The organism is Haoranjiania flava (assembly GCF_025631005.1).
Taxonomy (GTDB): Bacteria; Bacteroidota; Bacteroidia; order Chitinophagales; family Chitinophagaceae; genus Haoranjiania; species Haoranjiania flava.
Genome location: NZ_JAOTPL010000001.1, coordinates 99,229 through 122,923, shown reverse-complemented (window position 1 = coordinate 122,923; position 23,695 = coordinate 99,229). Strand labels below are relative to the sequence as shown.

Sequence of the window (23,695 nt, the reverse complement as noted above, 5' to 3'; positions counted from 1 at the left end):
TAGTTGCTTTTAAGGTTATAGTTCTTTTAGTGTTGTGGGCACAAAACTATTCCTGCAACATGAAGACAAAATGAAGTTTACAAATGAATATGCTGATTGAATAAGATTGTGAATGTGGTGCCGGCGCCGGGCGCAGAGTCAACAGTGATTTCTGCATCGTGGTATTGTGCAATACTTTTTACTATTGCCAGCCCAAGCCCGTAAGACTCCTGTGCAGTGGCGGAGTATTTCTTAAAACGGTTGAATATATAGGGAAGATTATCGGGCTCTATGCCTATGCCGCTGTCCCTGACAATCACAGCATATTTCCCAGGTACTCGCCGGTCGTATATCTCAATGCTGCCTTGCGCTTTGTTGTACCGGACAGCATTATTAATGAGGTTGTAAAACATTTGAAATATAAGGTCTTTGTTCAGCCGGTGAAGCGCTACGTCTTTTGAAAGGTTTACTTTTAGTGTAAGTTTTTTTTCTTCGAGGCGATGGGAGAGCTCTTCCATCACTTCTTCTATGAGTTCCGCGGGTTTTACAACATCCTGCCTGTGGTATTGGTCATTTTCAATGCGTGATATCAGCAGTAGCGACTGTACTATTTTTTTCAATCGGTTAAGCGTTCGCATCATTTCTGACAGCTTGCGGTACTGTGCTTCAGAGAGATCTTCATCGGCAAGCATATTCTCAATTTTTGTTTTGAGAATACTGATGGGGGTCATTAATTCGTGTGATGCGTTGGATGTAAATTCTCTTTCCCTGATGAAGTCTGTATGTACCTGGTCCATCAACTGCATGATAGAGCTGTCCAGGTACCCGAAATCTGCCGTGCTTGTTTTTACAGGCCCTGCCAGGTTTTTGTACGGGAATTTACGGTGCCTTAAACGCGTTGCTATAATGGTGTTCAGCGGTTTCAGCAAATAGCGTGTGTACAATAAATTAAACAATACAGTTGCCAGTATCAATGCTGTGAGTATGCTGAAGGCCACGCGCTGCAAGGGTTTATAAATTTCGGAGATGGAATTTATTTCCTTGCCTACTTCCAGGAGGTAGGTTTTGTTATCATGAATAAAATAGTGGCTGAGTATGCGGTAATCCGATGTATCGCCTTCCGCGAAAATCCGTGGCAGGATCTGTATGCTATCAGCCTTTGCCCTCCCGGTAACCTGTTCAAGCGAAATATATTCTTCCTTGAGCATGGTGTAGCTACCATAGTTAGGCTCTCCGTCCAGGTAATAGTCAATGCCTTTTTTGTCTATTTCGTTAAGCACTTGTTTTTTTTGCTGTCTCAGGTTTGCGTCGGTGTACCGGTCCGCGATCTGTTCTACAAAGGAGGGCAATAAAAGTATAAACACCAGCACGATCACCAGTGAAGAAAGTAAAATTGATAAGGCTAGTTTGGTATTTAATCGCACGGCTAAATTTTTATTTTATAACCAACGCCCCTCACTGTTTCCAGGAAATCTGCAGGCGCATGCGCGCTTAATTTTTTCCTGATATTTTTGATGTGTACATCAATGTAATTGGAATCGTATTCTTCGTCTGAAAAATTCCCCCAGATGTATTCACTGATCTGCACGCGGGTGATGGGCTTATTTTTGTGCAATACCAGGTAGCTTAAAATATCAAATTCCTTCTTAGAAAGTTCTATCTCCGCGTTGTTGTAGTATACCATTCTTTTTTTCAGGTCTACCTGGAAATCGTTGAGTTCTACCAACGTATCGTTCAGGGCAAACTTCCTTCTTTTAATGGCTTGCATGCGTGCATTGAGCTCCAGCAGGGAAAATGGTTTTGAGAGGTAATCATCAGCGCCGAGGTCCAGCCCTTTAATCCTGTCTTCCAGCTGGCCGCGCGCTGTAACAATGATGTAAGCTGCATCAGGAAGATCTTCTTTGATCTCCTTCAGCAATTCAAGCCCGTCCCTGTCCGGCAAACCTAAATCAAGCAGTACAAATTCATAAACATTTGTCTCGGTGCATTTTAATGCCTGCTTTGCGGTAAAAGCAATGTCGCAGCTATAAAAAGAATCTTTGAGAAATGCTTCCATCTCCAGCGCAAGCGTGCGTTCGTCTTCTACAATCAGTACTTTCATTCTTATTTAGTTTTTTGGTTAACGATCATCAGCGATGTGCGCATATTTATCATACTTCGTTTCATCTTTATGGTCTCATACATATTCACACCCGATGCGGCGGTAACCTTCTAAAACTGGTAATAAAAACTAAAGGTAAAAAATGAATGCCCATTTTTATCAGTCTCTATAAAATTATTGTTCAGTACAGAAAGCTGGTATGCCAGTTCCAGAAGATAGCTGTTCCTGTTATAGGACAGGGGCAGCTTAAAGTTGTAAGAGATGAGTCCAAAATTTTTTGTACTGATAGTTTGCATGCCTGCATTGGGATTTGGCTGGTTCTGCCCCTGTCCCTTTGCCTGCCCTTTACCACGGTTGGAATTATTTTTCTTATAAGTTCTGTAAAACTCCTGTGTACCTGCCGTCATGTTGATCTCAGGTGTAAAATAAACTATATCTCTGTCAGAGATGCTGCCAAGATTCAGTTCCTTAGAGTTAGCCAGCGTCACAAAAAAATCATGGCCATTGCCAAAATTATAATCACCTGTGAGCGCTGAAGTGAGCCAGTGTTCGTATGCCAAAGTTGCGCTCAGGCTGTGTGGGGTAGAGGCCTGCAGGAAAGGGGAGTTTTTAGGATAAACCGTATAGTTGTAACCAATATCTCCTGAAAAGTTTTCAGTGAAACTGTATCCATAGCCCACGCCAAAATTGGAAGCAGAAATAATAGCAGTATCTATGGCGCTGTTTAAAATTTTATAGGCCATTGATGTGAAATACAACCCGGAAGGAAATGTAAGCGAACCGGCAACGGCTGCGTAAGGCATTGGCTGCACTGCTACCTGGCCGTAATAGCTAATATTATTGGCTACCACTGTACCAACTGTGAGATTAGCGCGTTTGCCGGCATCTTCCACAGATGCTATGCCTTTATGTAGTGTGTCTGCCTGCTGCGCCGGGAGTTGTGTTGGCAGGCATAACAGGAAGAGCAGCGCATATTTCATACAACAATGATATTATATTTATTTTATTCTGCCAACGCCTTTTATTGGTTTAGGTTTCACAGGTTTTATCCTGATATCGCCGGGTTTAACCGCTACCGGTTTAGCCTGTTTTTTGGCTTTGGGTACCTGCTTTATCTCTACAGCCTGGCTTTCGCTGATCTCCGGCGTCTTTCGTTCTGCTTGCGCCGGCTTTTGGCCTGCGGGCACATTCTGCGCACGGGAAACTGTACTGTTAGCAAGCAGCAACAAAGAAATAAATAATATGGTGAAGAGAGTTTTTCTCATTTTTAAATGATGATTGCCCGCTACGAAAGCAGGCAATCACTGTTTAACATTTACAAATTTAAAACAAAAACCTACTTAAAACTGTTTTAATACATCTTAAGATTTAGAACTGATTGGTTGTTTTTAGGATTACAAAGTCAAAATTATAGGCACAACATGAAGAAAAGATGAAATTTTGAAGGTATGGTGAAATGGTTGTTTTATTAACCGCGCATTTAATTAGTTAATTGCAGGCATCGTATATTTTTTATATGTAATTTTAATTACAATACTGCCTATGCGAAGCCGGACGGAAATATTCCTGAAACAAACACCTGCGCTGAAGTTGTTGCTGGGCCTTGTTTGCGGCATACTCTTACAGGAATATGTTGTCTTCTCACTCATCCAGATCGTTGTAGGAATCTGTATTTCCGCAGCAATGTTCATTGTATATTCTTCACTTTCCTTAAAATATAAATTCCAGGTGCGGTGGCTTGGCGGTATCTCTATGTTCCTTATTGCTTTATCCTTAGGAGCTTTTTTGCTGCACAAACAACATGCAGGGTACAGGGAAGAAACATTACAGAAAATACGGCAGGCAGATGCAGTAGAGCTTATTATTCATGAGCCTTTGGAAGCAAAGCCCAAAACTTATAAAGCTTTATCAAAGATAAGGAGCATAAAAGCTGGCGATCAGTGGGAACCTGCCTTTGGCAATGTATTGATCTACTTTAGCAAAGACTCGCTACCTGTGAACATTGGCATGGGTACGCACTTGATAGTGCGCAAGCCTTTGCAGCTGATTGAGAATGCCGGCAATCCAGGTGAGTTTGATTACCGCACATACAGCAGGAGGAACGGCATTTATTTTCGTACTTTCCTGAAAGCCGACGAGTACAGGGCATTGGCGGAAAAAACTGTATCACCCGGCAGCTATGTGTTTGCTTTGCGCGACAGGATCATTGGCATTATAGATAAACACATTCATTCTGACAAGGCAAGAGCAGTTGCCAAGGCTTTGCTCATCGGTTACAGAAAAGATATTGACCGCGATCTTTTAGCAGCATTTACCAATACCGGCGTGGTACACATTATCGCGATCAGCGGCATGCACCTGGCTATGATCTTTGTAGCAATGCAGTACCTGCTTACACCACTCAGAAAAAGGCGCCACGGGAAAGCCGTGAGTGCAGCTGTCACGCTGGCTGTTGTGTGGCTGTTTACCTTCCTGGCAGGCGCAGTCCCGTCAATTACGAGGGCGGCGGTCATGATCACATGTATAATCATCGGCAGTATGATCGGCAGGAAAACAAACATCTACAATTCGCTCGCAGTATCAGCTTTTGTGCTGTTGCTGGCAGATCCATATGATCTGTGGGATGTAGGTTTCCTGCTGTCTTATACTGCTGTGCTGAGCATTGTTCTTTTTCAGCAAAAAATCTACAGGAGCCTTTATTTCCAGAATAAAATAATGCAGGGCATCTGGAATGTGGTGTCTGTGACACTTGCGGCCCAAACACTTACATTGCCGCTGATACTCTATTATTTTCACCGCTTTCCAAACCTGTTTATTGTTTCCAATCTTTTTGCTGTGCCGCTGTCAGCGGTAATATTGTATATGCTTGCTGCAATGGTGATTTTATCGGCTGTCCCGCTCCTGGGAAATTTATTGGGCGTTGCCGCTGAAAAGCTGATCATCCTGTTCAATGGTATGCTGCAATACCTCAACGAAGTGCCGTTTAATATTACCGATAATATCCGTATAAATTTTATGCAGGCTATACTATTGTTTGCACTCATCTTTTTATTGCGCGAAGTTATCCATACTAAAAAAAGAAATTATTTATATGCATCGCTCATGGCATTTGCAGCGATTGTGTCTATAGGAATACATGAATCACGCAAGCACAGCGATCAGTTGAAACTGGCTGTATACAACACGCCCGGTAATATAGTAATTGATTTCATGGAAGGAAAAAAATCGTTTGTTGTAGCTAAAGAACCTGTAGCGCGCAACTCTTCAACAGATACGTATGTGCTGAAGCCTGCTGCCACCTACTTTCATACAAAACCCGCAGACAGCCTTGCCTCAGTGCACCTGTCTTTTCCGGAAATAAAATTTCATCAATACCATTTATTTGTACTAAACGCACAGGCATCTTTGCCGCCTATACCATCTACCGGCATCAGGCTGGTGCTCGTTGCCGACAATCGCCGGGAAGATTTATCGAGGCTCAAGGAATTATTTCCCAATGCGGCATACGTCTTTACCAATACAAACAGCTTGTGGAAAATACGCCAATGGAAAAAAGAATGCAATGCATTAAATTTGCGCTGTCATTCCACAGCTCTTGACGGGGCTTTCATCACGGAAGTAAATTAAATCAACAAAACATCATGCAAAAAAAAATCAAAGCCGCGCTCATCTCTGTTTTTTATAAAGACGGATTGGACACGCTTGTGAAAGAACTGGATAAACAGAATATTACCATTTATTCTACCGGCGGTACCCAAAAATTTATTGAAGACCTGGGTATTGCATGTGTACCTGTAGAAAGCCTTACCACCTATCCTTCTATTTTGGGCGGGCGCGTTAAAACCTTGCATCCATCAGTGTTTGGGGGTATACTTGGCAGGAGGGATCATGCTGATGATGTTCGCGAAATGCAGGAATATAAGATACCTGAAATTGACCTGGTGATTGTTGACCTTTATCCTTTTGAAGAAACTTTGAAATCTACGGCTGACGAAAAACTCATCATTGAGAAAATTGATATCGGCGGCCCGTCTATGATACGAGCGGCAGCCAAGAATTTTAAAGACCTGGTGGTGCTGGCAGATAAGCATGATTATGCAGCGCTTGAGCAAATGCTCAGGGAGCAGCAGGGCGGAACTACGCTGGAACAGCGCAAAGCCTTTGCTGCTAAAGCATTTGACGTGGTAATGAATTATGATATTGCTATCAGCAACTACTTTAATGCGCCGGTTATACAGCCTGTGAAACATAAGACTCCTTTGCGTTATGGCGAAAACCCCCACCAGGAAGCAGCTTTCTACGGCGATTTGAGCGATGCGTTCGAACAGCTCAACGGAAAGGAATTATCGTACAACAACCTGGTAGATGTGGACGGCGCCGTACAGCTTATCAATGAATTTAAAGAGGAGCAGCAGGCCGTGTTTGCCATCTTTAAACATACCAACACCTGCGGCATAGCCATCAGGAACACGGTGAAAGAGGCCTGGGAGGCAGCATTGGCAGGCGATCCGGAAAGCGCGTTTGGCGGCGTAATTGTAACCAACCGCACGGTAGATAAGGCAACTGCTGAAGCCATTAATGAAATATTCTTCGAGGTGCTTATTGCACCTGCTTTTGATGCCGATGCGCTGGATATTCTTAAATCAAAAAAGAACAGGATATTACTGCAACTAAAAGTATCAGCCGGGCTGCCTGGTAATTCTTTTAAATCTATACTCAACGGTACGCTTGCACAGCAGGCGGATGCAGGTAACTTTGCTGAGTGGAAAGAAACCGGCGGCAGGACCTGTACAACAGAAGAAAAAGAAAACCTGGCTTTTGCAAACATTGTATGCAAACATCTCAAGAGCAATGCCATTGCGCTGGTTAAGGATAAACAGCTTATCGGCAAGGGCTGCGGCCAAACAAGCCGCATAGATGCATTGCGCCATGCCATTGAGAAAGCCGGGCAATTTAATTTTGACCTGAAAGGTGCTGTGCTGGCTTCAGATGCTTTCTTCCCGTTTAATGATTGTGTGCAAATGGCGCACGCAGCAGGCATTGAAGCATTCATTCAACCGGGCGGTTCTATCCGTGATAAAGACAGCATTCAATACGCTGTGGACCATAAGCTTGCTATGGTTATTACGGGGATGAGGCATTTCAGGCATTAAGTTACGCCAGGTAAACATTTGATGCAGCTAAATTCACACATTATGAAATATTTTATAACTCTTTTTGAGATTATTTTATTATGCTTTAGCTGCAACCTTGTTGAAGAGAAAAAAATAATAATTTATTTATCGTAAAAGAGCATATAAAGAACTGTATAGATTCATTGATAAAGACTGATGAAAACAAACAAAACAAAGTATATGAGTCTTAATAGGCTTGAGGTGTGCTATAGATTCTCTGCAGCAGATTACAAATCCTGATTTCTATCTTTCGTCCGGGATGTGCTTTGCTAACAGTGTAAACAGCGGCAGAACAGCCACAATTCTAACGCAAAAAGACGAACCCTAAAGTCCGCCTTGCTATTATAATTGTTTAAAAATTATCTGTTCATGCTGATCAGAAACTCTTCATTGTCTTTAGTGCCTCTCATACGGTTAAGCAGGTCAGGCATTGCTTCTTCAGGTTTCATATCGCTGAGGTAAGCGCGCAGGATATTCATGCGGCTCAATACATCTTTATCTAACAACAGGTCGTCGCGACGCGTAGATGACTGTACCAGGTCAATGGCCGGGTAAATACGTTTGTTGGCGAGGCGCCTGTCGAGCAACAGTTCCATATTGCCGGTACCTTTAAATTCTTCAAAGATCACCTCGTCCATCTTGCTGCCTGTTTCAATAAGCGCGGTTGCCAGGATAGTAAGCGATCCGCCGAATTCTATTTTACGCGCAGCGCCGAAAAACTGCTTGGGCTTTTGCATGGCATTGGCTTCCACACCACCGGACAATACCTTACCAGATGCAGGCGCTACTGTGTTGTGTGCACGTGCCAGACGGGTAATGCTGTCTAAAAGTATTACTACATCATGGCCGCATTCTACCAGGCGCTTGGCTTTCTGTAAAGCAATGGTAGAAACTTTTACATGCTTTTCGGCAGGTTCGTCAAAAGTAGATGCAATCACTTCTGCTCTTACACTTCTTTCCATATCTGTCACCTCTTCGGGGCGTTCGTCTATCAATACAACCATCAGGTATACTTCCGGGTGGTTCTTGGCGATGGCGTTGGCCACATCTTTCAGTAAAACTGTTTTACCCACTTTTGGCGGCGCCACGATCAGGCCGCGCTGGCCTTTACCGATCGGCGTAAACAGGTCCATGATCCTGGTGCTATAATTAGCGGGAGAAGTGAACAGGTTTAGTTTTTCAAAAGGGAATAAAGGTGTTAGATAGTCAAAGGGCACGCGGTCTCTCACTTCTTCGGGGCTCTTGCCGTTGATGTTTTCTACGCGCAATAGTGCAAAATATTTTTCGCCTTCTTTGGGCGGGCGCACCGCACCTGTAACCGTATCGCCGGTTTTTAAGCCGAACAATTTAATCTGGGATGGCGATACATATACATCATCCGGAGATGAGAGATAGTTATAATCCGATGAGCGCAGGAAGCCGTAACCATCGGGCATCATTTCCAGTACGCCTTCAGAAGCTATCACGCCGTCGAACTCAATATTGAAAGCATGTTCTTTCTTGTGCTTGTGGTGTACAGGCTGCTGAGAAATGATTTCCTCATCGGTCATTTTTTCCAGTTCTTCCACTGAAATATTATCTTCATCGTCTTTCAGCAATGCCAGGAATTGCTCGGAAATCTGGGGAATATCATCATTGGTTTCCTGGTCCTGTTCCTCGGCTATATCTTCTTCCGGATTGCTTTTTATTGCTGTTTTTTCGGCCTGCGCCGGTTTTATTTTTTCGCTTTTTTCTTCTACAGGTTCAGCATTATTATCATCTTTAACTACAGATGTAGAAGTGGCCTTGGCAACAGCTTTTTTGATAGGCTTTCTCTTGCGCGGTTTTCTTTCTTCTTTGGCTACATCTTCTGTTTCGGCAGGTTTTTCTTCAGTTGGGGTCGTGTCGGCAGGCTCTTCTTTTTTGTTGGCATCGCTCATCACAATAGCCTCTTCGGTAGTATTGCCTGTAGTAGCTTTCACCGTTCTTTTCCTCTTTGGTTTTTCTTTTTCAGCATCGCCGGAGGCTTTGTTATCGTTGTCTTGTATGGCTTGTTTGTCCAGTATTTTATAGATCAGTTCCTGCTTGTCGATATTTTTTTTCACAGGAATCTTCAAATTTTCAGCGACGTCTATCAGTTCAGGAACCAACATGTCGTTCAATTGTAGGATGTCGTACATAAATTTCTTAGTGCTTGTTTGATTAAGTCATCAAATGAATTTTCCCGGAAGGGAAATTTTTTAAGGAGATAAAATTTTAATAAATTTCGGTTGATTTTTTTTGAGAAAACAACTGTTTAGCGAAGCTTTTTACAAGTCGATATATTGTCAAAGATGTTTTCGAGTGCAATGTTACACCATTTTTTAAAAACCACAAATTTATTTTTTAAGGATATATAAAATCAATGCCGTATGTCATCCTGATTTTCATTGTGTGCCATAATGTTTATATTTTTGGTGGATAAATTATGGCAAAACTGATGATCTATACAGATGGCGCTTCCCGCGGAAATCCCGGCCCGGGCGGTTATGGCGTGGTAATGCTGTATGGCAATGTAAGGAAAGAATTATCGCAGGGATACCGGCTTACTACCAACAACCGTATGGAGTTGCTGGCAGTCATTAAAGCTTTGCAAGCGCTGAAAAGAACCGATGAAGCAGTGCATCTTTACACAGATTCTCAATATGTGGTAAATGCTGTACAAAAAGGCTGGCTTAAAAAATGGATAGATACCAACTTTGCAGGCGGAAAGAAAAACAAGGACCTTTGGATGCAATATTATGAAATTGCCAAACCTTTTTCCATACATTTTTATTGGGTAAAAGGGCATGCAGATAACATTTACAACAACCGATGCGATGAGCTGGCTACTAAAGCTGCCGATGGCAGCAACCTGTTGCCAGATGAAGGATTTGAAGCTACTTTAGGGTTAACTTCGCTGTGATTATTTCTTCAATCCGCCGATCAGGATCGCGATCATATTTTCTTCCAGCAATTCGGGTTCAATCTTGGTTTTTGAGCGGTGCCAGGATTCAATACCGCTGATAGCATGCAGCAGCAGCCATATCGTGGATGGTACATTCACTTCTTTGATCTCGCCGTTTTTTACGCCCAGTGTGATGATCTCGTTCAAACGCTTGCGATAATTGTGCCTTTGGGTTTCATAGTTAGTGAGGTAGGGCTCAGTAAGATGGTTCCATTCCCTGTCTGCCACCAGCCTTTCATCAAAATGCTCAATCATTTGTTTGATCTGGAACCGTAAGATGGTCTCTACTTTTTGCAACTGGCTCATGTCTGAACGCTCTACCTGGATAATGTGCTCCCAGTACAGATTAGCGGAGTTAAAACATATATCATGCAGCAGTTCTGTTTTCGAACGAATGTGGTTGTATAAGCTGGCCGCTTCAATTCCTACTTTTTCAGCCAGGTCGCGCATGCTTGCGGCTTTATAGCCTTTTTCACGAAACAAGCTGGCAGCAGCCATAAGTATCACATCTTTTTTTGTAACGTCTTTGTCGGTTTTGATCCTAGCCATAATTTTTCTCTAACTTTTGTTAGGCAAAAATACGAAATTCGTTAGTATTTTGACCTATCTTGCTGAAATTATAAAACTTAGCATGGATCCAGCAAAGATATTTGAGGCTTTTCAAATACAAAATACCTTTGAAAACCCAGATGAACAGTGGCTTACAGCATTTCTGGCGGCAGAGATTAACATGCTTATACATACAGACTTTCAAAAACTTTTGCATATACTTTACCGCCTGGATATTGATGAAAACCAATTAAAACAACGGCTGAGGGATAAGGAAGATGCCGGCAGGCTCATGGCAGAAATGATATTGGAAAGAGAAAAACAAAAAGCCATAAGCCGGGATAGTTTTAAAAATTTCTCGGACCAGGCTAACGCAGAAAAATGGTAATATGTACACATCAACAACACAAATACGCGTACGCTATGCAGAGACTGACCAAATGGGCGTGGTCTATTACGGAAACTATGCCCAGTACTTTGAGGTTGGCAGGGTAGAAGCTATACGTGCGCTGGGTTTCAGCTATAAGAAGATAGAGGAGCAGGGCATCATGCTGCCTGTGACCGAGCTGAATATAAAATACATCAGGCCTGCCAAGTATGATGAGCTGCTCACCATCAACACAAGCATCAGAAACCTGCCGAAAGATCATAAGATTGTTTTTGATGTGGAAATATTTAACGAGCAGCAAAAATTGCTCACTGTGGGAAAGGTCACATTGTTTTTTTTGAAAAAAGGCAACTGGAGCAAGACGCAGATGCCAGGCGAAATGTACAGCGCGTTGCTGCCTTATTTTGCAGAGGATAAAGATGGTTTGATTAAATAAGTTATCTTTACTTGCATGATATTCAGATTTATCAGGAAGTTTGTAAAAGGTTTTTTTATTTTTCTTACTGTGCCGATAGCGCTTTTGTTTCTGCTGGCATGTGTGGCTTCATTTATCAACCCCGGCAAGTTCTGGCCCGGCAGTTTTTTAAGCCTTACTATACCATACCTGGCTATATTGCTGGTTTTTGCGTTTATTTTCTGGCTGGCTATGAAGCCGAGGCTGTCGCTGATACCCCTGATCAGTCTTTTGATCGGCTGGCAGCAGCTTGATGCCGCTTTTGCGTTTCGTTTTAAAACCATTTTTACCAAAGACCTTGAAAAAAAAGAAGGCTTGCGAATCGTAAGCTGGAATGTGGGCAGCATGTACGGCACTACCAGCAATGCACAGACGCGCCTGCGCGACCGCGAAGAGATTGCCCAAACCATTGTGGATTTAAACCCGGACATTATTTGCCTGCAGGAATTTAACCACTCGGAAACGCAGGGAGAGCAAGCCAATAACATAGGCCTGTTCACGGAAAAATATCCTTACTACTTCTTCTCCAAAGACCTTGATAAGCGCAATGGCTTTTACCAGGCCGGCAGCATAATTTTTTCAAAATATCCCTTTGTTGATTCAGGCAAAATAGCTTACCCGGCGGGCATTTCCGAGAGTTTTATTTATACGGATATTCTTTACAATCTCGATACATTGCGGGTGTACAACATTCACCTGCAATCTTATAAATTCTCCCGAGAAGACTATGAAGGCATTAATAAAATACAAAACCGTTCAGACTCGGCGCTGGATGCTTCCGTTGGGATCATTAAAAAAATGAAGCGCGCCTTTCAGAAGCGCGGCACGCAGGCAGACATTATCCGTGCCAGCGTTGACAGTACAAAATTGCCCAACATTATCTGCGGCGATTTTAATGATGTGCCCGGCTCCTATACATACTTTACCATTCGCGGAAAGCACCAGGATGCTTTTTTAAAGAAGAGCTGGGGCGTGGGCAGGACCTATTATTCCATTGCGCCCACTTTGCGCATTGATTACATTTTGCCGGATGACAATTTTATCATCAACCAGTTTGATATGGTTGATGAAGATCTCAGCGATCACCTGTTGCTGGTATGCGATGTGAACCTGGTAAAATAATTAGCCGCGTATCCTGATAAAAATTTTATCTTCGCAATAAGCCGTAAACAGCAGCGGTAAATGATTTTATGGAACTGAAAATATACAATTCACTCACAAGAAATAAAGAAGTTTTTGAACCCATCACCCCGGGCTATGTAGGCATGTATGTATGCGGGCCTACGGTTAGCGGCGAGTCGCATTTAGGACATGCACGTCCTTACATCACATTCGATGTGGTAAACAGGTATTTCCGCCACCTGGGCTACAAGGTGCGTTATGTACGCAACATTACGGATGCCGGGCATTTTGAAGAAGAGGGAAGGGAAGCCGAAGATAAAATTTCGTCCAAAGCTTTTCTTGAAAAGCTGGAGCCTATGGAGCTGGTAAAAAAGTATACCGATCTTTTTCACTGGGGTATGCAGGAGTTTAATACGCTAACGCCCAACATAGAACCTACAGCCACGGGCCACATTGTAGAGCAGATAGAAATGATCAAAAAAATCATGGCAGACGGCTATGCGTATGAAGTAAACGGCTCAGTTTATTTTGATGTAATGAAATACAACGAGGATTTTTCTCAAAAGGAATTGCCTTACGGTATCCTCAGCGGCCGCACGCTGGAAGATGTTGTGGAAGGTACGCGTGAGCTCGACAACCAGGAAGAGAAGCGCAACAACGTAGACTTTGCTTTGTGGAAAAGTGCACCCCCTGAGCACATCATGCGCTGGGCAAGCCCCTGGGGAGAAGGTTTTCCCGGCTGGCATATTGAGTGCTCCGCTATGAGCAGTAAATATCTGGGGAAGCAATTTGATATTCACGGCGGGGGTATGGATTTACAGTTTCCGCACCATGAGTGTGAAATAGCACAGAGCGTAGTTTGCAACAACGAGATGCCTGCGCGCTACTGGATGCACAACAACATGATCACTATCAACGGAAGGAAGATGGGCAAGAGCTACAACAATGTGATCAAGCTAACCGAATTGTTTACAGGCAATCATCCTGAACTGGAACAGGCTTATCACCCCATGACCATCCGCTTCTTTATTTTACAGACACACTACCGCTCCACACTTGACTTTAGCAATGATGCTTTAAAAGCTTCGGAGAAAGGCCTGAAGAGGCTGCTGGATGCCAATGAAGCTTTACAGAAACTTCCAGCTTCAGAAGTTTCAGAAGCTACTGATACCGGGCTTGACAGCAAAATACAACAACTGCTGGCTGAACTGGATGAATTTCTGAATGATGATTTTAATACCGCAAAAGTTATAGCCGGCTTGTTTGAAATAGTACCGGTGATCAACAGTATTAAAGATAAACACATTCCCGCAAATGCATTGAGTTCACAGACGTTTGCTTTGCTTCAGCACAAAGTAAAAACATTTATCGAAGATATTCTGGGATTGCAACCGTTAACTGAAAACAGGGGCGAGCATCTGCATGGCGTGGTGCAAATACTGATTGATATGCGTAAGCAGGCTAAAGCAAATAAAGACTACGTTACAAGCGATAAGATCAGGAATGAACTGGCAGCCATAGGCATTGTGCTGAAAGATGAGAAAGGCGGTGAAATGAGCTATACCATTCAGTAATCATCGCAGGGAAATATCTGTTACCAGCGGATAGTGATCAGACACAGATGTGGCAATGATCTTCGTTTGCGATACCTGTATGCGCTTGTCTGCAAAAATAAAATCGATGCGCAGCGTCCTAAGGAAGTTCGGAAACGTAATGCCGAAGCCACTTGCTCCTTTCAGGAATACATCCTGCATATTTTTCTTCACCATGTTGTAGATGTAGCTCGTAGGCACATTATTAAAATCGCCGCAGATGATCTTTGGATGTTTCGTATGCATAGAGGCCATATATTCTTCTGCCTGCCGTTGCTGTCCTTTAGATACATTGATCAGCCTTCGCAGTGTATACTTCAGTGTTGACTCTTTTTGAAAGGCTTCCTTATGCTTATCGATCTGGTAAGAGAGCAGGTGCAGTGTGTTTACGTTTACCATTTGCCCCCTGTATGCAATATCGACCGAAAGCATATGCCTGATGCCTTCACCGGAGTAAAAGGCCGCTGCCTGTTTGTTTTTAACGGGCAACCTGGAATAAATTGCCAGTCCTGCACCATTGGGCACAGTACCATTTTCCGTAACTGTACTATCCGCAATGGTTTCCTTAAATGTGTAACCATTTTTCGCAAGGCGCTTTTCAAAAAAGTTGGCAGCGCTGCCCGGCGAAAAATCTTCTGTATATTCCTGCAGGCAAATTACATCGGGCAGATACTGCTCTATCACTTCCAGGTATTGGCTTATTACCGAGCTGTCTCCGCCGGAATGGTTTTCAGACTTAAAAGTTTCCACGTTCCAGGTAAGAACCCGCAGGTCTTTTATATTTTTTTCTATGCTGAAGTTTGATTTCCCTGTGCCGATCAGGTTGAGCATATTGTATGCCCCTGCCGCCAGAACAAAAAGTACCAGGTACATTCCTTTGCGTGAAATAGCAGCCTGGAACACAGCAGCCACCAGCGCTGCAGCAAACAAATAGGGAAACCCGATGGAGAAAAAATTGCTCCAGCTAAATGTTTGCGGAGAAAGAAAGGCGCTGGCACAGGACAGAAGATAAGCTGCAAACAGGCAGCACAGCGCTATCAGCCATGAGTATTTTATTGCTTTTCTCATTGCGGGCAAAAGTAATATAAAAAAATCCACAACATGATGGCCGCAGAATTTTTAAAATAAAATCAGAACAAAAGTTATTGGCATAAGTTTTTTAATTGAATAAAGTCTTTGCACTGTACCACAGTTCAAAAGATTATATCATGTTGATTTTATAGAAACTTCGAAGATGCCACAGTTCTTTGAATGGGCCAGTAGCAACTGATAATTATAGCTTGCAGAGAATCAAATATCTTTAGTCAGTCAGCTTGCAAGCGTATGAAAAAATGAATCTCAAAGCCCGCGCCATTTTCTTATTAGTTATCCTGCTTCTGCCAGCAAACTTACCGGTAACCCTTCTACAATTGTTGTGTACGTTATGGTCAATAGTCTTTTCTATGTAGTGAATAGTGAATTACAGATAAGATTATTTGGAGAATAATGTAATCAAAAGGCCATCGCCGAGGACAGTAGAATTACTATATGAGGCGAAGCCGCTTCATATAACAACATGATTAATTTTTTATTGGTCAGAACTGGCATAAAACATCCGCAAGCGGGTGGCTGCGGATGTTTAAAATAAAATTATTTATTGCTGTTAGCTGGCTTGCTTTGCGCCTTGCAGTATGTCTACCGTTTGGGAGATCGCGGCAAAAATATCGTCTATTTCTCCGGTGCCTTTTACAGTCTTCACCTTATTTTGCGCACGGTAATAATCAGCAACAGGGGCTGTTTTATTCTTGTATATTTTTATTCTTTCGCGAATAATTTCTTCGCTGGTATCGTCGCTTCTTCCCGAAGTTTCGCCACGTTTTAAGATCCTTCTTACAGATTCTTCCTCTTCCACATCTAACAGTATTACCACATCAATGTCCATAGCATTTAGCTTTAGCAATTTATCCAAAGCCTCAGCCTGGGAAACCGTACGTGGAAAGCCGTCGAGCAGAAAGCCCTTTGCATCACGGTTTTTTTCCAGCGCGGTGCTGATCATGCCTATCACAACTTCATCCGGCACAAACAATCCTTTGTCCATGAAGTTTTGTGCTTCTCTGCCCAGCGGTGTCTTGGCACAAATCTCGTCGCGCAGTATCTCTCCTGTGCTTAAATGCTTCAGGCCATATTTCTTGATTATTTTCTCACTTTGAGTTCCTTTACCGCAACCCGGTGGGCCAAATATGATGATGTTGAACATTAATAAAAAATTTCAAATGCAAAGATAGTCCAAATCATCTAAGGACTATGGACTTTAAAAAGATTATTTTTTATACTTATGCTTGCTAACAGTTGTGTTTCAGGAAATGCTGCACTTCTGTTACATCAAAATTTCTCTTCACATAATTCTATTTTAATTTGATAACCGCGTTGCTGTACCTGCTGCCCAAAGTATAGTCACAGGCAGCCGTATTCATTTGATGACAGGTTGCTTGAAACACAAACGCTGAGGCGCTTTCAGCAGAAATTGTTTTATAATTGTGTTTTTAATATTGTGCAGGATAATTTGAGTGGTGAAGGAAATCTTGTATGAAAACCGTAAAATTTATTAGAAAGAAAACCTGTTAACGGTTGGTTTTATACCAACATGCAAACCAGCCGCATTCCTTCCGGCTTTTTCAATGTAATATTCTTGAACAGGGTAGAACAGCTATCCTACATAAATTTCGTGTAAACCTGGAATAAAATTCTTTTTTCAGTCGGGGTGAGGGTATTGGATTTAGACTCACTTGCACAAAAATGCCGGCGGAAGGCAATAATAGCAGCGCCTGGATCATCAATATTGTAGCCGATAATCCTTAAAGCCTGCAGCTCATTGAAATCGGGAGGTACCACCAGGTACGGATTATCTACATACCAGATGCCAAAACCTGCTTCTGCAAGCCGTTTCCAGGGAAATTTGGTACTGGGGTCATTTTTCCTGGTAGGGGCTATATCGCTGTGACCTATAAAGTTTTTTGCGGGTATGTTGTATGATTTTTTTAAATGACCCAGCAGCTTTATCAATGACTGTATCTGCGCTTCCTGGAAGGGTTCGGTGCCATTGTTGTCCAGTTCAATGCCAATAGAGCTGGAATTGATTTCTGTAATATTTCCCCACGAGCCATTACCAGCGTGCCATGCACGCAAATGATCGTTCAGCATCTGAAAGATGGTGCCGTTGCGGCATATAACATAGTGTGCGCTTACCTGCGTGCGTGTAAGCTGAAATGTTCTGATGGTCTGTTCGCAACTGTTCTGCGCAGTATGGTGAATGATCACCATGTTGGGGCGCCTTAAATTAAAATTATAGGTTCCTTCAAATTGTCCAAAGTTCACATTATCCAGGTGTACAATAGCCGGCGGACGTGCAATAATGTTTGCCAGGTCCTTTGCCTGGCGTGCATATTCCCAGTTTCGGTTGTTGTATTGTGAGTCTGTCCTGAGCGCATCATCCAGGTATTTCTGATCTCTTGCACTCAATGGCACGCGTCGCTCAACGTATTTTATTACCTCTTTTTCTACTATCTTAACCTCCGGCGGAGACTTTACCGTGACTACCTTGGGTGAGCAGGCAAACGTTAAGATCATTATTAAACCAAAATATATATTCTTACTCATGCTTCTGTTTAAATTTCCGACAATTTAAAACTGTCTTTTACACCAATACCTTTTTCCGTTCTTTCAAGTGTGCAGCATTCAGTGTCTGTATCATGTTCAAAAAACAGTATATAATCGTTATCAATTGCTTCTTGAAGAAACAATTCCTTTTCCTGCATAGATTTCAGGGGCTGTACATCATAGGCAGCCACGTAGTTTACAGGAAGATGATGCGCAGATATAATAAGGTCTGCCGTAAATACAATAGTATTGCCCTTGTAGTTTACCTGCGGAATCATCATAGATTCTGTATGACCCGAAACAAACCGGATAGTTACATCATCTGTGAATCTTGCCAAACCTTTTTCCGGTGTGGATATAAACTGCAGTTGGCCGCTCTCTTGTAAGGGCAAAAAGTTATCTTGCAGAAAAGAGGGTTTTTCACGTGCATTGGGTTTTATTGCCCAATTCCATTGTGCTTCGTTGCTCCAGTAAACAGCATTTTTAAAAGCGGGTGTTAACTTGCCATCAGTAAGCTCTACCGCGCCTCCTGCGTGGTCAAAGTGGAGGTGTGTAAGAAATACATCTGTAATATCCTCTTTGGTAAAGCCGTGCTTAGACAGAGATTTCTCCAGGTTATTGGATTTATCAAGATAATAGTGGCTGAAAAATTTTTCGCTTTGCTTATTGCCGATGCCGGTATCAATCAATATCAGCCTGCTGCCATCCTGGATCAGTAGCAGGCGCATGGCCATGCGTACCAGGTTATTTTTATCCGGTTGTATTCTTTTACTCCACAATACTTTTGGCACTACGCCGAAAACGGCTCCTCCATCTAATTTAAAAGTCTCAGTGTCGATTGAAAAAAGCTGCATACTGTTGTTTTTACAAACCAGTTTATTATAGCCAGAAAGATACTACAATAATTATACAGCAATGAAGATTTTCCTGTATGTTTAACTTTTAATTGAAATATTTTTCTGTAAATAACAGGGCAGCAATAAGGAGGCTAACGTGATCATGACGCTGCTTCACGACGGTAGACAGCAGGTATTTATATCAGACCGCTTAGCTTCACCTGTACAGGTTACGTGCACAGCGCCAAAGTTTATATAAATAAATTATGCTGGAAAATAAACTGCCTCAGGCGTATAGTTGCGCTTTGGAAAGCAAGCATGGCCCGATGTTACAGCCAGGTTTAAGCATACAGTGTACGTCATTACAGCAAAAGGGTATAAGGTTTCAATTAAAAAAGAAAGTACAAATGTAAGCTACAGAGACCGGCTTACTTCTATCATCTTCAACGCAGTGATGGCAGCTTCTTCGCCTTTATGGCCGTGGATGCCCCCGGTTCTCTCTTCGGCCTGTACCCTGTTGTTTAAGGTAAGTACGCCTAAAACCACAGGCTCGGTTAAAGTAAGATTAAGTTGAAGTACACCTTCGGTAACGAACTTGCAAACATAATCGAAATGAGGGGTGCCACCCTGAATAACAGCGCCCAGCGTGATAAATGCATCTGCCTTTGGCCTGCCGCTTCTTTTATAAGCAGCAATGGTAAACGGTATTTCCACTGCGCCCGGCACCGTGATGATCTCATAGGTTGCCCCGGCCTGGTGCAGTATGTTCAGGCAGCCTCTTTCCAGTTCATCAACGATATCGCTGTTCCACTCGGTTTTTACAATGATAATAAAGGCATCCTTTGGAGAGGGGATGCCTTGTAAAAAGTTGCTGTTGCCTTGTGTAGACATAAAGTTTTATTTTACGGTGAAATCGTTGTCCTCAATGCTTAAGCGATAAATATATTTATCTGCTTCCGCACCGCGTTGCGTCTGGGGAAATTTCTCCTTCAGCTCTTTGTACAATTGTACAGCTTCTGTGTTCTTACCGGTAACCTCGCATAGTAGCGCAGCCCGGAATAAATATTCGCCTGCGTTTACAGCATCGGCCTCGAAAGTAGCGGCTGCCTTTTTGTAGCTGCTCACTGCATCATCATTTTTGCCGAGCTCGCTGTAAGCATCGCCCAGTGCGCCATATGCCATCATCTGGATCTGTTTGGCATCTGTAGAAAACTCTTTCAGGTATTTAACTGCATTATTAAAATCTCCGAGTTTTAAATAACTTACACCAGCGTAATATTTTGCGAGGTTAGCAACCTTGCCACTGTTGTTTTTTATAACGGACAATACGCCTTTTGTAGCGCCTTCGCCATTTAAAACAGCTTTAAATGCGGCGGTATCGGTAACAGGGTTTGCTACAGCGCGGTCAAACAATTGCTGTGCGCCTGCCAGGTCATTTTGAGCCTTTTCTGTATTGGGCTTTACCACAAACTGCTGGTAAGCATAGTAGCCGCCGATAATTAACGCAAGGCCTAATAAAGTGTAGAGAAGTGTTTTCTGGTTTTTTTGCAACCAGTGAAGTGTTCTGTCCTGTTGCATAGCATATTCCTGATCTACATTAGGAACAGTTTGCTTAGTCTTTGATTTTGACATTTGTTATCATTTAAAAAATAATCCGCTATAGAGAAAAACACGATACGGTAGATGTATCGTGTTTTTTTAAATTATCATTAATCTACAATGAATTCGTAATTTGGATCTACGTATACATCTTTCAGCAGTTCGCTTTCAGAAGGGAATGCGCTTTCTTCAGCAAACTTCACGCTTTCTTCTACAATGTCATTGATCTTCTGATCAATTGCCTGTATCTCTTCATCTGTAGCAAAATTATTATCCTTAATGGTAGCCAATACACGCTGAATAGGATCCTGGCTTTTGTATTTTTCCAGTTCATCTTTGGTGCGGTATTTACCCGGATCGGAAATAGAGTGTCCTTTGTAGCGGTAGGTTTTAATTTCCAGTAAAGTAGGGCCGCCTTTCTCCCTGGCTCTTTTTACAGCGCGCGCTACTGCTTCGTGAACGGTTTCAGGGGTCATGCCGTCTACTTTATCGCCCGGCATATCGTAAGCATCAGCTATTTTATAAATATCTACTACGTTAGAAGTTCTTTGTACGGAAGTACCCATTGCATAATGGTTGTTTTCACAGATGAATACTACTGGCAGGTTCCACAGCATAGCCATGTTAAATGTTTCATGCAGTATGCCCTGGCGTGCAGCGCCATCTCCGAAGAAAACCAATGCTACGTTGTCTGTGCCTTTGTACTGCTCTGCAAATGCAAGGCCTGCGCCTACGCCTATCTGTGCGCCCACAATACCGTGGCCGCCGAAGAAATAATGCTCTTTGCTGAAGAAGTGCATGCTTCCGCCCTTGCCTTTGGCGCATCCGGTTTCTTTACCATACAGTTCAGCCATACATGCGTTGGCAGACATGCCTTTTGCCAGGCCAAGGCCGTGGTCGCGGTAAGCCGTAATGAAAGGGTCTTCCTGCCTGGTTGCCGTCATACAACCGGCAGCAATAGCTTCCTGGCCCACATAGGCGTGGAAAAATCCGCGTATTTTTCCGGCCATTTTATATTTCTCTTCAGCTTTTAACTCAAACTGGCGTATAAGCTGCATTAGCTCATACCAGTATAAGTAGGTTTCTTTGGTGTATTTTTGTTCTGTTGCCACGCGATATAAATTTATATTTTAGGGAGCAAATGTAAGTAATATTTGCGCAAAAATCAAAACAAAGGAAGGCTGTGGAGTTATGGTTGTGTAGTTGTGGATTTGTTTAATTGTGGAGGTGAGTGTTGCGGTAAATTGCAAATTACAGATTACAGATTACAGATTACAAATTACAAATTACAGATTTCAAATTACAGATTACAAATTACAAATTACAGATTACAGATTACAAATTCAAATTATACAATCTCTCAACCTTTCACCTTTCACCTTTCACAGCTCACTTTTCACAGCTCACCCATTTACCCATCACTACTTTCCATTATCAATATTTTTACAGACTTTTGCCTGCATGAACCTGCTTTCCGAAATTGCTTTTACACGTTTCCGGAATTACGACTTTCAAAAGTTTAATTTCCATAAAAAAATTGTAGGCATATACGGAGAAAACGGTAGCGGCAAGACCAACCTGCTGGACGGCATTTATTACCTCTGTTTTACGAAAAGCTATTTCTCGCGTCCTGATGCCAGGAGTGTAAGGCAGGGATGTGAAGGCTTCAGGATTGAAGGCGTCATGCAGGACGGGAGCCGGGTTGCCTGCGTTTACCGCGAAACAGGAAAGAAGGAATTTTATGCTGGCCAGGAACAGTACAAAAAATTTTCAGCGCACCTGGGCAAATACCCCTGCGTGATGATCGCTCCCGATGATGTACAACTGGTGACAGGAACAAGCGAGGAAAGACGCAGGTTTACAGATACTATCCTCTCGCAGTCTGATGCCGGATATTTGCAGCAGCTTATTCGCTACAACAAGGTGTTGCAACAGAGAAACAGCCTGTTGAAAAATTCCGCAGATGCGGGTTTCACAGACGAGAGCTTACTGGAGATCTTTGACGCACAACTGGCAGATGCAGGTGAAAAAATATACAATAAAAGAGCCGTGTTTTTCAGCGAAATAATTCCCGAAGCCATTAAACAGTACAATACAATAGCAGGCAGGGATGATAACATGTCTGTAAGCTATCACTCGCAGCTCCATACTGACAAGCGTTTTGCAGAACTGTTGCGGGAAAGCAGGAGCAAAGACCTGCTATTGCAAAGGACAAACACCGGTATACATAAAGACGATATATTGTTTCTGATGGACGGTGATCAGTTTAAGAATATTGCTTCGCAAGGCCAGCGCAAGAGCCTGTTGTTTGCCATGCGACTGGCAGAATTTTTTTATTTAAAAGGCAAAATGCCAAACACGCCCATACTGCTGCTGGACGATGTTTTTGAAAAGCTGGATGAGAACAGGATGGGCAACCTGCTGGAGCTCATATGTTTACATGCCCACACGCAGGTATTTATTACAGATACGCATCAACACAGGCTTAGCGCAGCCTTAACGGCGCTCGCTGCCGACTTTGAACTGATAGGGCTTTAGTTAATTTTTAGCCATTCTGTTATAATGCTTTTAATATTTTTTGGCCGTGATTTTAGTAGTAAAAAAGTTGTACCTTAACTCTGTAAAAGGGATCTAAAAACCAATTGCTAACTAAAAAATGAATAAGCTATGAACGTGAACATCCAAACTGTGCGTTTTAATGCAGATGCCAAATTACTTGATTATGTGAACAGGAAAATTGATAAGCTGAACACTTTTCATGACAGTATTATTAAGGCAGATGTATATCTGAAGCTTGACAACGTGGTGCATGCTATTAAGGATAAAACGGTGGAGATAGCCATACATGTGCCTAGGCAAAGCTATTTCGTGAAATCTACTTCCAAATCTTTTGAAGAGTCATTTGACCTGGCGCTGGATTCAATGGCTACCCAGATAAAACGTAAAAAACAGAAAATGGCTTTACGGGCATAACATTTCAGGCAAACATTAGTTTAATTAAAGCTGCCGCAATACAGGCAGCTTTAATTTTTGCCCTAATTTCAAAAAAGAGATTAAAAAAATTTTGATAAATGAACTTTTCTTTTAACTTTGCAATCCCAAATTATGGGAATAGTTCTTTTTTTTAGCCGAAGTAGCTCAGTTGGTAGAGCAACTGATTTGTAATCAGTAGGTCGCAGGTTCGACTCCCGTCTTCGGCTCCGGTAATGTAGGGGCAGGTTCCAGAGCGGCCAAATGGGGCGGACTGTAAATCCGCTGTCTTTCGACTTCAGTGGTTCGAATCCACTCCTGCCCACAACA

The 23,695-nt window shown here is 42.6% G+C and carries 22 protein-coding genes and 2 tRNA genes; 11 read left to right on the top strand and 13 right to left on the bottom strand.

The features are described 5' to 3' along the window. Positions 1–77: 77 nt before the first annotated feature. From OD355_RS00570 to OD355_RS00555, 4 genes are all read right to left on the bottom strand, one after another. Positions 78–1,403, bottom strand: coding sequence for a sensor histidine kinase (locus OD355_RS00570; RefSeq protein WP_263036490.1), 1,326 nt, complete (start codon positions 1,401–1,403; stop codon positions 78–80). A 2-nt stretch (positions 1,404–1,405) separates the two neighbouring features. Further along, the gene (locus OD355_RS00565) at positions 1,406–2,080 is read right to left on the bottom strand and encodes a response regulator transcription factor (protein WP_263036489.1); all 675 of its coding nucleotides are present in this window, start codon (positions 2,078–2,080) and stop codon (positions 1,406–1,408) included. A 110-nt stretch (positions 2,081–2,190) separates the two neighbouring features. Beyond that, positions 2,191–3,060 carry a hypothetical protein gene (locus OD355_RS00560; protein WP_263036488.1) on the bottom strand — a complete coding sequence of 290 codons (870 nt, stop codon included), beginning with the start codon at positions 3,058–3,060 and terminating at the stop codon, positions 2,191–2,193. 18 nt (positions 3,061–3,078) lie between these two features. Continuing rightward, the gene (locus tag OD355_RS00555; RefSeq protein ID WP_263036487.1) at positions 3,079–3,345 is read right to left on the bottom strand and encodes a hypothetical protein; all 267 of its coding nucleotides are present in this window, start codon (positions 3,343–3,345) and stop codon (positions 3,079–3,081) included. A gap of 277 nt (positions 3,346–3,622) precedes the next feature. Between OD355_RS00555 and OD355_RS00550 the strand changes: the two genes are divergently transcribed. Together OD355_RS00550 and purH are read left to right on the top strand one after the other, a co-directional pair. Further along, entirely contained in the window at positions 3,623–5,707 is a 2,085-nt protein-coding gene (locus OD355_RS00550; RefSeq protein WP_263036486.1) for a ComEC/Rec2 family competence protein, read from the top strand. A gap of 14 nt (positions 5,708–5,721) precedes the next feature. Beyond that, complete coding sequence (gene purH / locus OD355_RS00545; RefSeq protein ID WP_263036485.1) at positions 5,722–7,233, top strand: bifunctional phosphoribosylaminoimidazolecarboxamide formyltransferase/IMP cyclohydrolase; 1,512 nt, start codon at positions 5,722–5,724, stop codon at positions 7,231–7,233. Positions 7,234–7,613: 380 nt separating this feature from the next. On the opposite strand, the gene rho is transcribed toward purH, so the two are convergent. Beyond that, positions 7,614–9,413, bottom strand: a complete 1,800-nt coding sequence (gene rho / locus OD355_RS00540) for a transcription termination factor Rho (protein WP_263036484.1) — start codon at positions 9,411–9,413, stop codon at positions 7,614–7,616. A gap of 287 nt (positions 9,414–9,700) precedes the next feature. Here rho and rnhA point away from each other — a divergent pair, with 287 nt between their 5' ends. Then, a complete protein-coding gene (gene rnhA / locus OD355_RS00535; RefSeq protein ID WP_263036483.1) occupies positions 9,701–10,177 on the top strand; it encodes a ribonuclease HI in 477 nt (158 codons plus the stop codon). Here the strand turns inward: rnhA and OD355_RS00530 are convergent, their stop codons facing one another. After that, complete coding sequence (locus tag OD355_RS00530) at positions 10,178–10,768, bottom strand: TetR/AcrR family transcriptional regulator (RefSeq protein WP_263036482.1); 591 nt, start codon at positions 10,766–10,768, stop codon at positions 10,178–10,180. 82 nt (positions 10,769–10,850) lie between these two features. On the opposite strand from OD355_RS00530, the gene OD355_RS00525 reads away from it, so the two are divergent. The 4 genes from OD355_RS00525 to cysS all read left to right on the top strand — a co-directional run bounded on the left by OD355_RS00525 (position 10,851) and on the right by cysS (position 14,306). Beyond that, a complete protein-coding gene (locus tag OD355_RS00525) occupies positions 10,851–11,156 on the top strand; it encodes a hypothetical protein (protein ID WP_263036481.1) in 306 nt (101 codons plus the stop codon). 1 nt (position 11,157) lies between these two features. Next, entirely contained in the window at positions 11,158–11,592 is a 435-nt protein-coding gene (locus tag OD355_RS00520; protein ID WP_263036480.1) for an acyl-CoA thioesterase, read from the top strand. Between the two features lie 15 nt (positions 11,593–11,607). Next, positions 11,608–12,732 carry an endonuclease/exonuclease/phosphatase family protein gene (locus OD355_RS00515; protein ID WP_263036479.1) on the top strand — a complete coding sequence of 375 codons (1,125 nt, stop codon included), beginning with the start codon at positions 11,608–11,610 and terminating at the stop codon, positions 12,730–12,732. A gap of 68 nt (positions 12,733–12,800) precedes the next feature. Beyond that, positions 12,801–14,306, top strand: a complete 1,506-nt coding sequence (gene cysS / locus OD355_RS00510; protein WP_263036478.1) for a cysteine--tRNA ligase — start codon at positions 12,801–12,803, stop codon at positions 14,304–14,306. Here the strand turns inward: cysS and OD355_RS00505 are convergent, their stop codons facing one another. From OD355_RS00505 to pdhA, 7 genes are all read right to left on the bottom strand, one after another. Continuing rightward, complete coding sequence (locus tag OD355_RS00505) at positions 14,307–15,392, bottom strand: endonuclease/exonuclease/phosphatase family protein (protein ID WP_263036477.1); 1,086 nt, start codon at positions 15,390–15,392, stop codon at positions 14,307–14,309. 574 nt (positions 15,393–15,966) lie between these two features. Next, on the bottom strand, positions 15,967–16,560 hold the full coding sequence (locus OD355_RS00500) for an adenylate kinase (RefSeq protein ID WP_263036476.1): 594 nt from the start codon (positions 16,558–16,560) through the stop codon (positions 15,967–15,969). A 455-nt stretch (positions 16,561–17,015) separates the two neighbouring features. Further along, a complete protein-coding gene (locus tag OD355_RS00495) occupies positions 17,016–17,960 on the bottom strand; it encodes an N-acetylmuramoyl-L-alanine amidase (RefSeq protein ID WP_263036475.1) in 945 nt (314 codons plus the stop codon). 8 nt (positions 17,961–17,968) lie between these two features. Further along, positions 17,969–18,814 (bottom strand): MBL fold metallo-hydrolase, encoded by an 846-nt coding sequence (locus OD355_RS00490; RefSeq protein ID WP_263036474.1) that lies wholly within the window; start codon positions 18,812–18,814, stop codon positions 17,969–17,971. A 396-nt stretch (positions 18,815–19,210) separates the two neighbouring features. Then, complete coding sequence (ribH, locus tag OD355_RS00485) at positions 19,211–19,687, bottom strand: 6,7-dimethyl-8-ribityllumazine synthase (RefSeq protein ID WP_263036473.1); 477 nt, start codon at positions 19,685–19,687, stop codon at positions 19,211–19,213. Positions 19,688–19,693: 6 nt separating this feature from the next. After that, entirely contained in the window at positions 19,694–20,428 is a 735-nt protein-coding gene (locus OD355_RS00480) for a tetratricopeptide repeat protein (protein ID WP_263036472.1), read from the bottom strand. 77 nt (positions 20,429–20,505) lie between these two features. Next, a complete protein-coding gene (gene pdhA, locus OD355_RS00475) occupies positions 20,506–21,507 on the bottom strand; it encodes a pyruvate dehydrogenase (acetyl-transferring) E1 component subunit alpha (protein WP_263036471.1) in 1,002 nt (333 codons plus the stop codon). A 349-nt stretch (positions 21,508–21,856) separates the two neighbouring features. Between pdhA and recF the strand changes: the two genes are divergently transcribed. The 4 genes from recF to OD355_RS00455 all read left to right on the top strand — a co-directional run bounded on the left by recF (position 21,857) and on the right by OD355_RS00455 (position 23,690). Beyond that, complete coding sequence (gene recF / locus OD355_RS00470) at positions 21,857–22,933, top strand: DNA replication/repair protein RecF (protein ID WP_263036470.1); 1,077 nt, start codon at positions 21,857–21,859, stop codon at positions 22,931–22,933. Positions 22,934–23,062: 129 nt separating this feature from the next. Next, on the top strand, positions 23,063–23,368 hold the full coding sequence (locus OD355_RS00465; protein WP_263036469.1) for an HPF/RaiA family ribosome-associated protein: 306 nt from the start codon (positions 23,063–23,065) through the stop codon (positions 23,366–23,368). Positions 23,369–23,522: 154 nt separating this feature from the next. After that, positions 23,523–23,595 (top strand) — tRNA-Thr (locus OD355_RS00460). A gap of 12 nt (positions 23,596–23,607) precedes the next feature. After that, positions 23,608–23,690 (top strand) — tRNA-Tyr (locus OD355_RS00455). Positions 23,691–23,695 lie beyond the last annotated feature (5 nt).

Bases quoted from the DNA above. Each gene is read 5' to 3' on its own strand.
- OD355_RS00565 (WP_263036489.1), bottom strand. From the start codon at position 2,080: ATGAAAGTACTGATTGTAGAAGACGAACGCACGCTTGCGCTGGAGATG.
- OD355_RS00560 (WP_263036488.1), bottom strand. From the start codon at position 3,060: ATGAAATATGCGCTGCTCTTCCTGTTATGCCTGCCAACACAACTCCCG.
- OD355_RS00555 (WP_263036487.1), bottom strand. From the start codon at position 3,345: ATGAGAAAAACTCTCTTCACCATATTATTTATTTCTTTGTTGCTGCTT.
- OD355_RS00550 (WP_263036486.1), top strand. From the start codon at position 3,623: ATGCGAAGCCGGACGGAAATATTCCTGAAACAAACACCTGCGCTGAAG.
- purH (WP_263036485.1), top strand. From the start codon at position 5,722: ATGCAAAAAAAAATCAAAGCCGCGCTCATCTCTGTTTTTTATAAAGAC.
- rho (WP_263036484.1), bottom strand. From the start codon at position 9,413: ATGTACGACATCCTACAATTGAACGACATGTTGGTTCCTGAACTGATA.
- rnhA (WP_263036483.1), top strand. From the start codon at position 9,701: ATGGCAAAACTGATGATCTATACAGATGGCGCTTCCCGCGGAAATCCC.
- OD355_RS00530 (WP_263036482.1), bottom strand. From the start codon at position 10,768: ATGGCTAGGATCAAAACCGACAAAGACGTTACAAAAAAAGATGTGATA.
- OD355_RS00525 (WP_263036481.1), top strand. From the start codon at position 10,851: ATGGATCCAGCAAAGATATTTGAGGCTTTTCAAATACAAAATACCTTT.
- OD355_RS00520 (WP_263036480.1), top strand. From the start codon at position 11,158: ATGTACACATCAACAACACAAATACGCGTACGCTATGCAGAGACTGAC.
- OD355_RS00515 (WP_263036479.1), top strand. From the start codon at position 11,608: ATGATATTCAGATTTATCAGGAAGTTTGTAAAAGGTTTTTTTATTTTT.
- cysS (WP_263036478.1), top strand. From the start codon at position 12,801: ATGGAACTGAAAATATACAATTCACTCACAAGAAATAAAGAAGTTTTT.
- OD355_RS00505 (WP_263036477.1), bottom strand. From the start codon at position 15,392: ATGAGAAAAGCAATAAAATACTCATGGCTGATAGCGCTGTGCTGCCTG.
- OD355_RS00500 (WP_263036476.1), bottom strand. From the start codon at position 16,560: ATGTTCAACATCATCATATTTGGCCCACCGGGTTGCGGTAAAGGAACT.
- OD355_RS00495 (WP_263036475.1), bottom strand. From the start codon at position 17,960: ATGAGTAAGAATATATATTTTGGTTTAATAATGATCTTAACGTTTGCC.
- OD355_RS00490 (WP_263036474.1), bottom strand. From the start codon at position 18,814: ATGCAGCTTTTTTCAATCGACACTGAGACTTTTAAATTAGATGGAGGA.
- ribH (WP_263036473.1), bottom strand. From the start codon at position 19,687: ATGTCTACACAAGGCAACAGCAACTTTTTACAAGGCATCCCCTCTCCA.
- OD355_RS00480 (WP_263036472.1), bottom strand. From the start codon at position 20,428: ATGTCAAAATCAAAGACTAAGCAAACTGTTCCTAATGTAGATCAGGAA.
- recF (WP_263036470.1), top strand. From the start codon at position 21,857: ATGAACCTGCTTTCCGAAATTGCTTTTACACGTTTCCGGAATTACGAC.
- OD355_RS00465 (WP_263036469.1), top strand. From the start codon at position 23,063: ATGAACGTGAACATCCAAACTGTGCGTTTTAATGCAGATGCCAAATTA.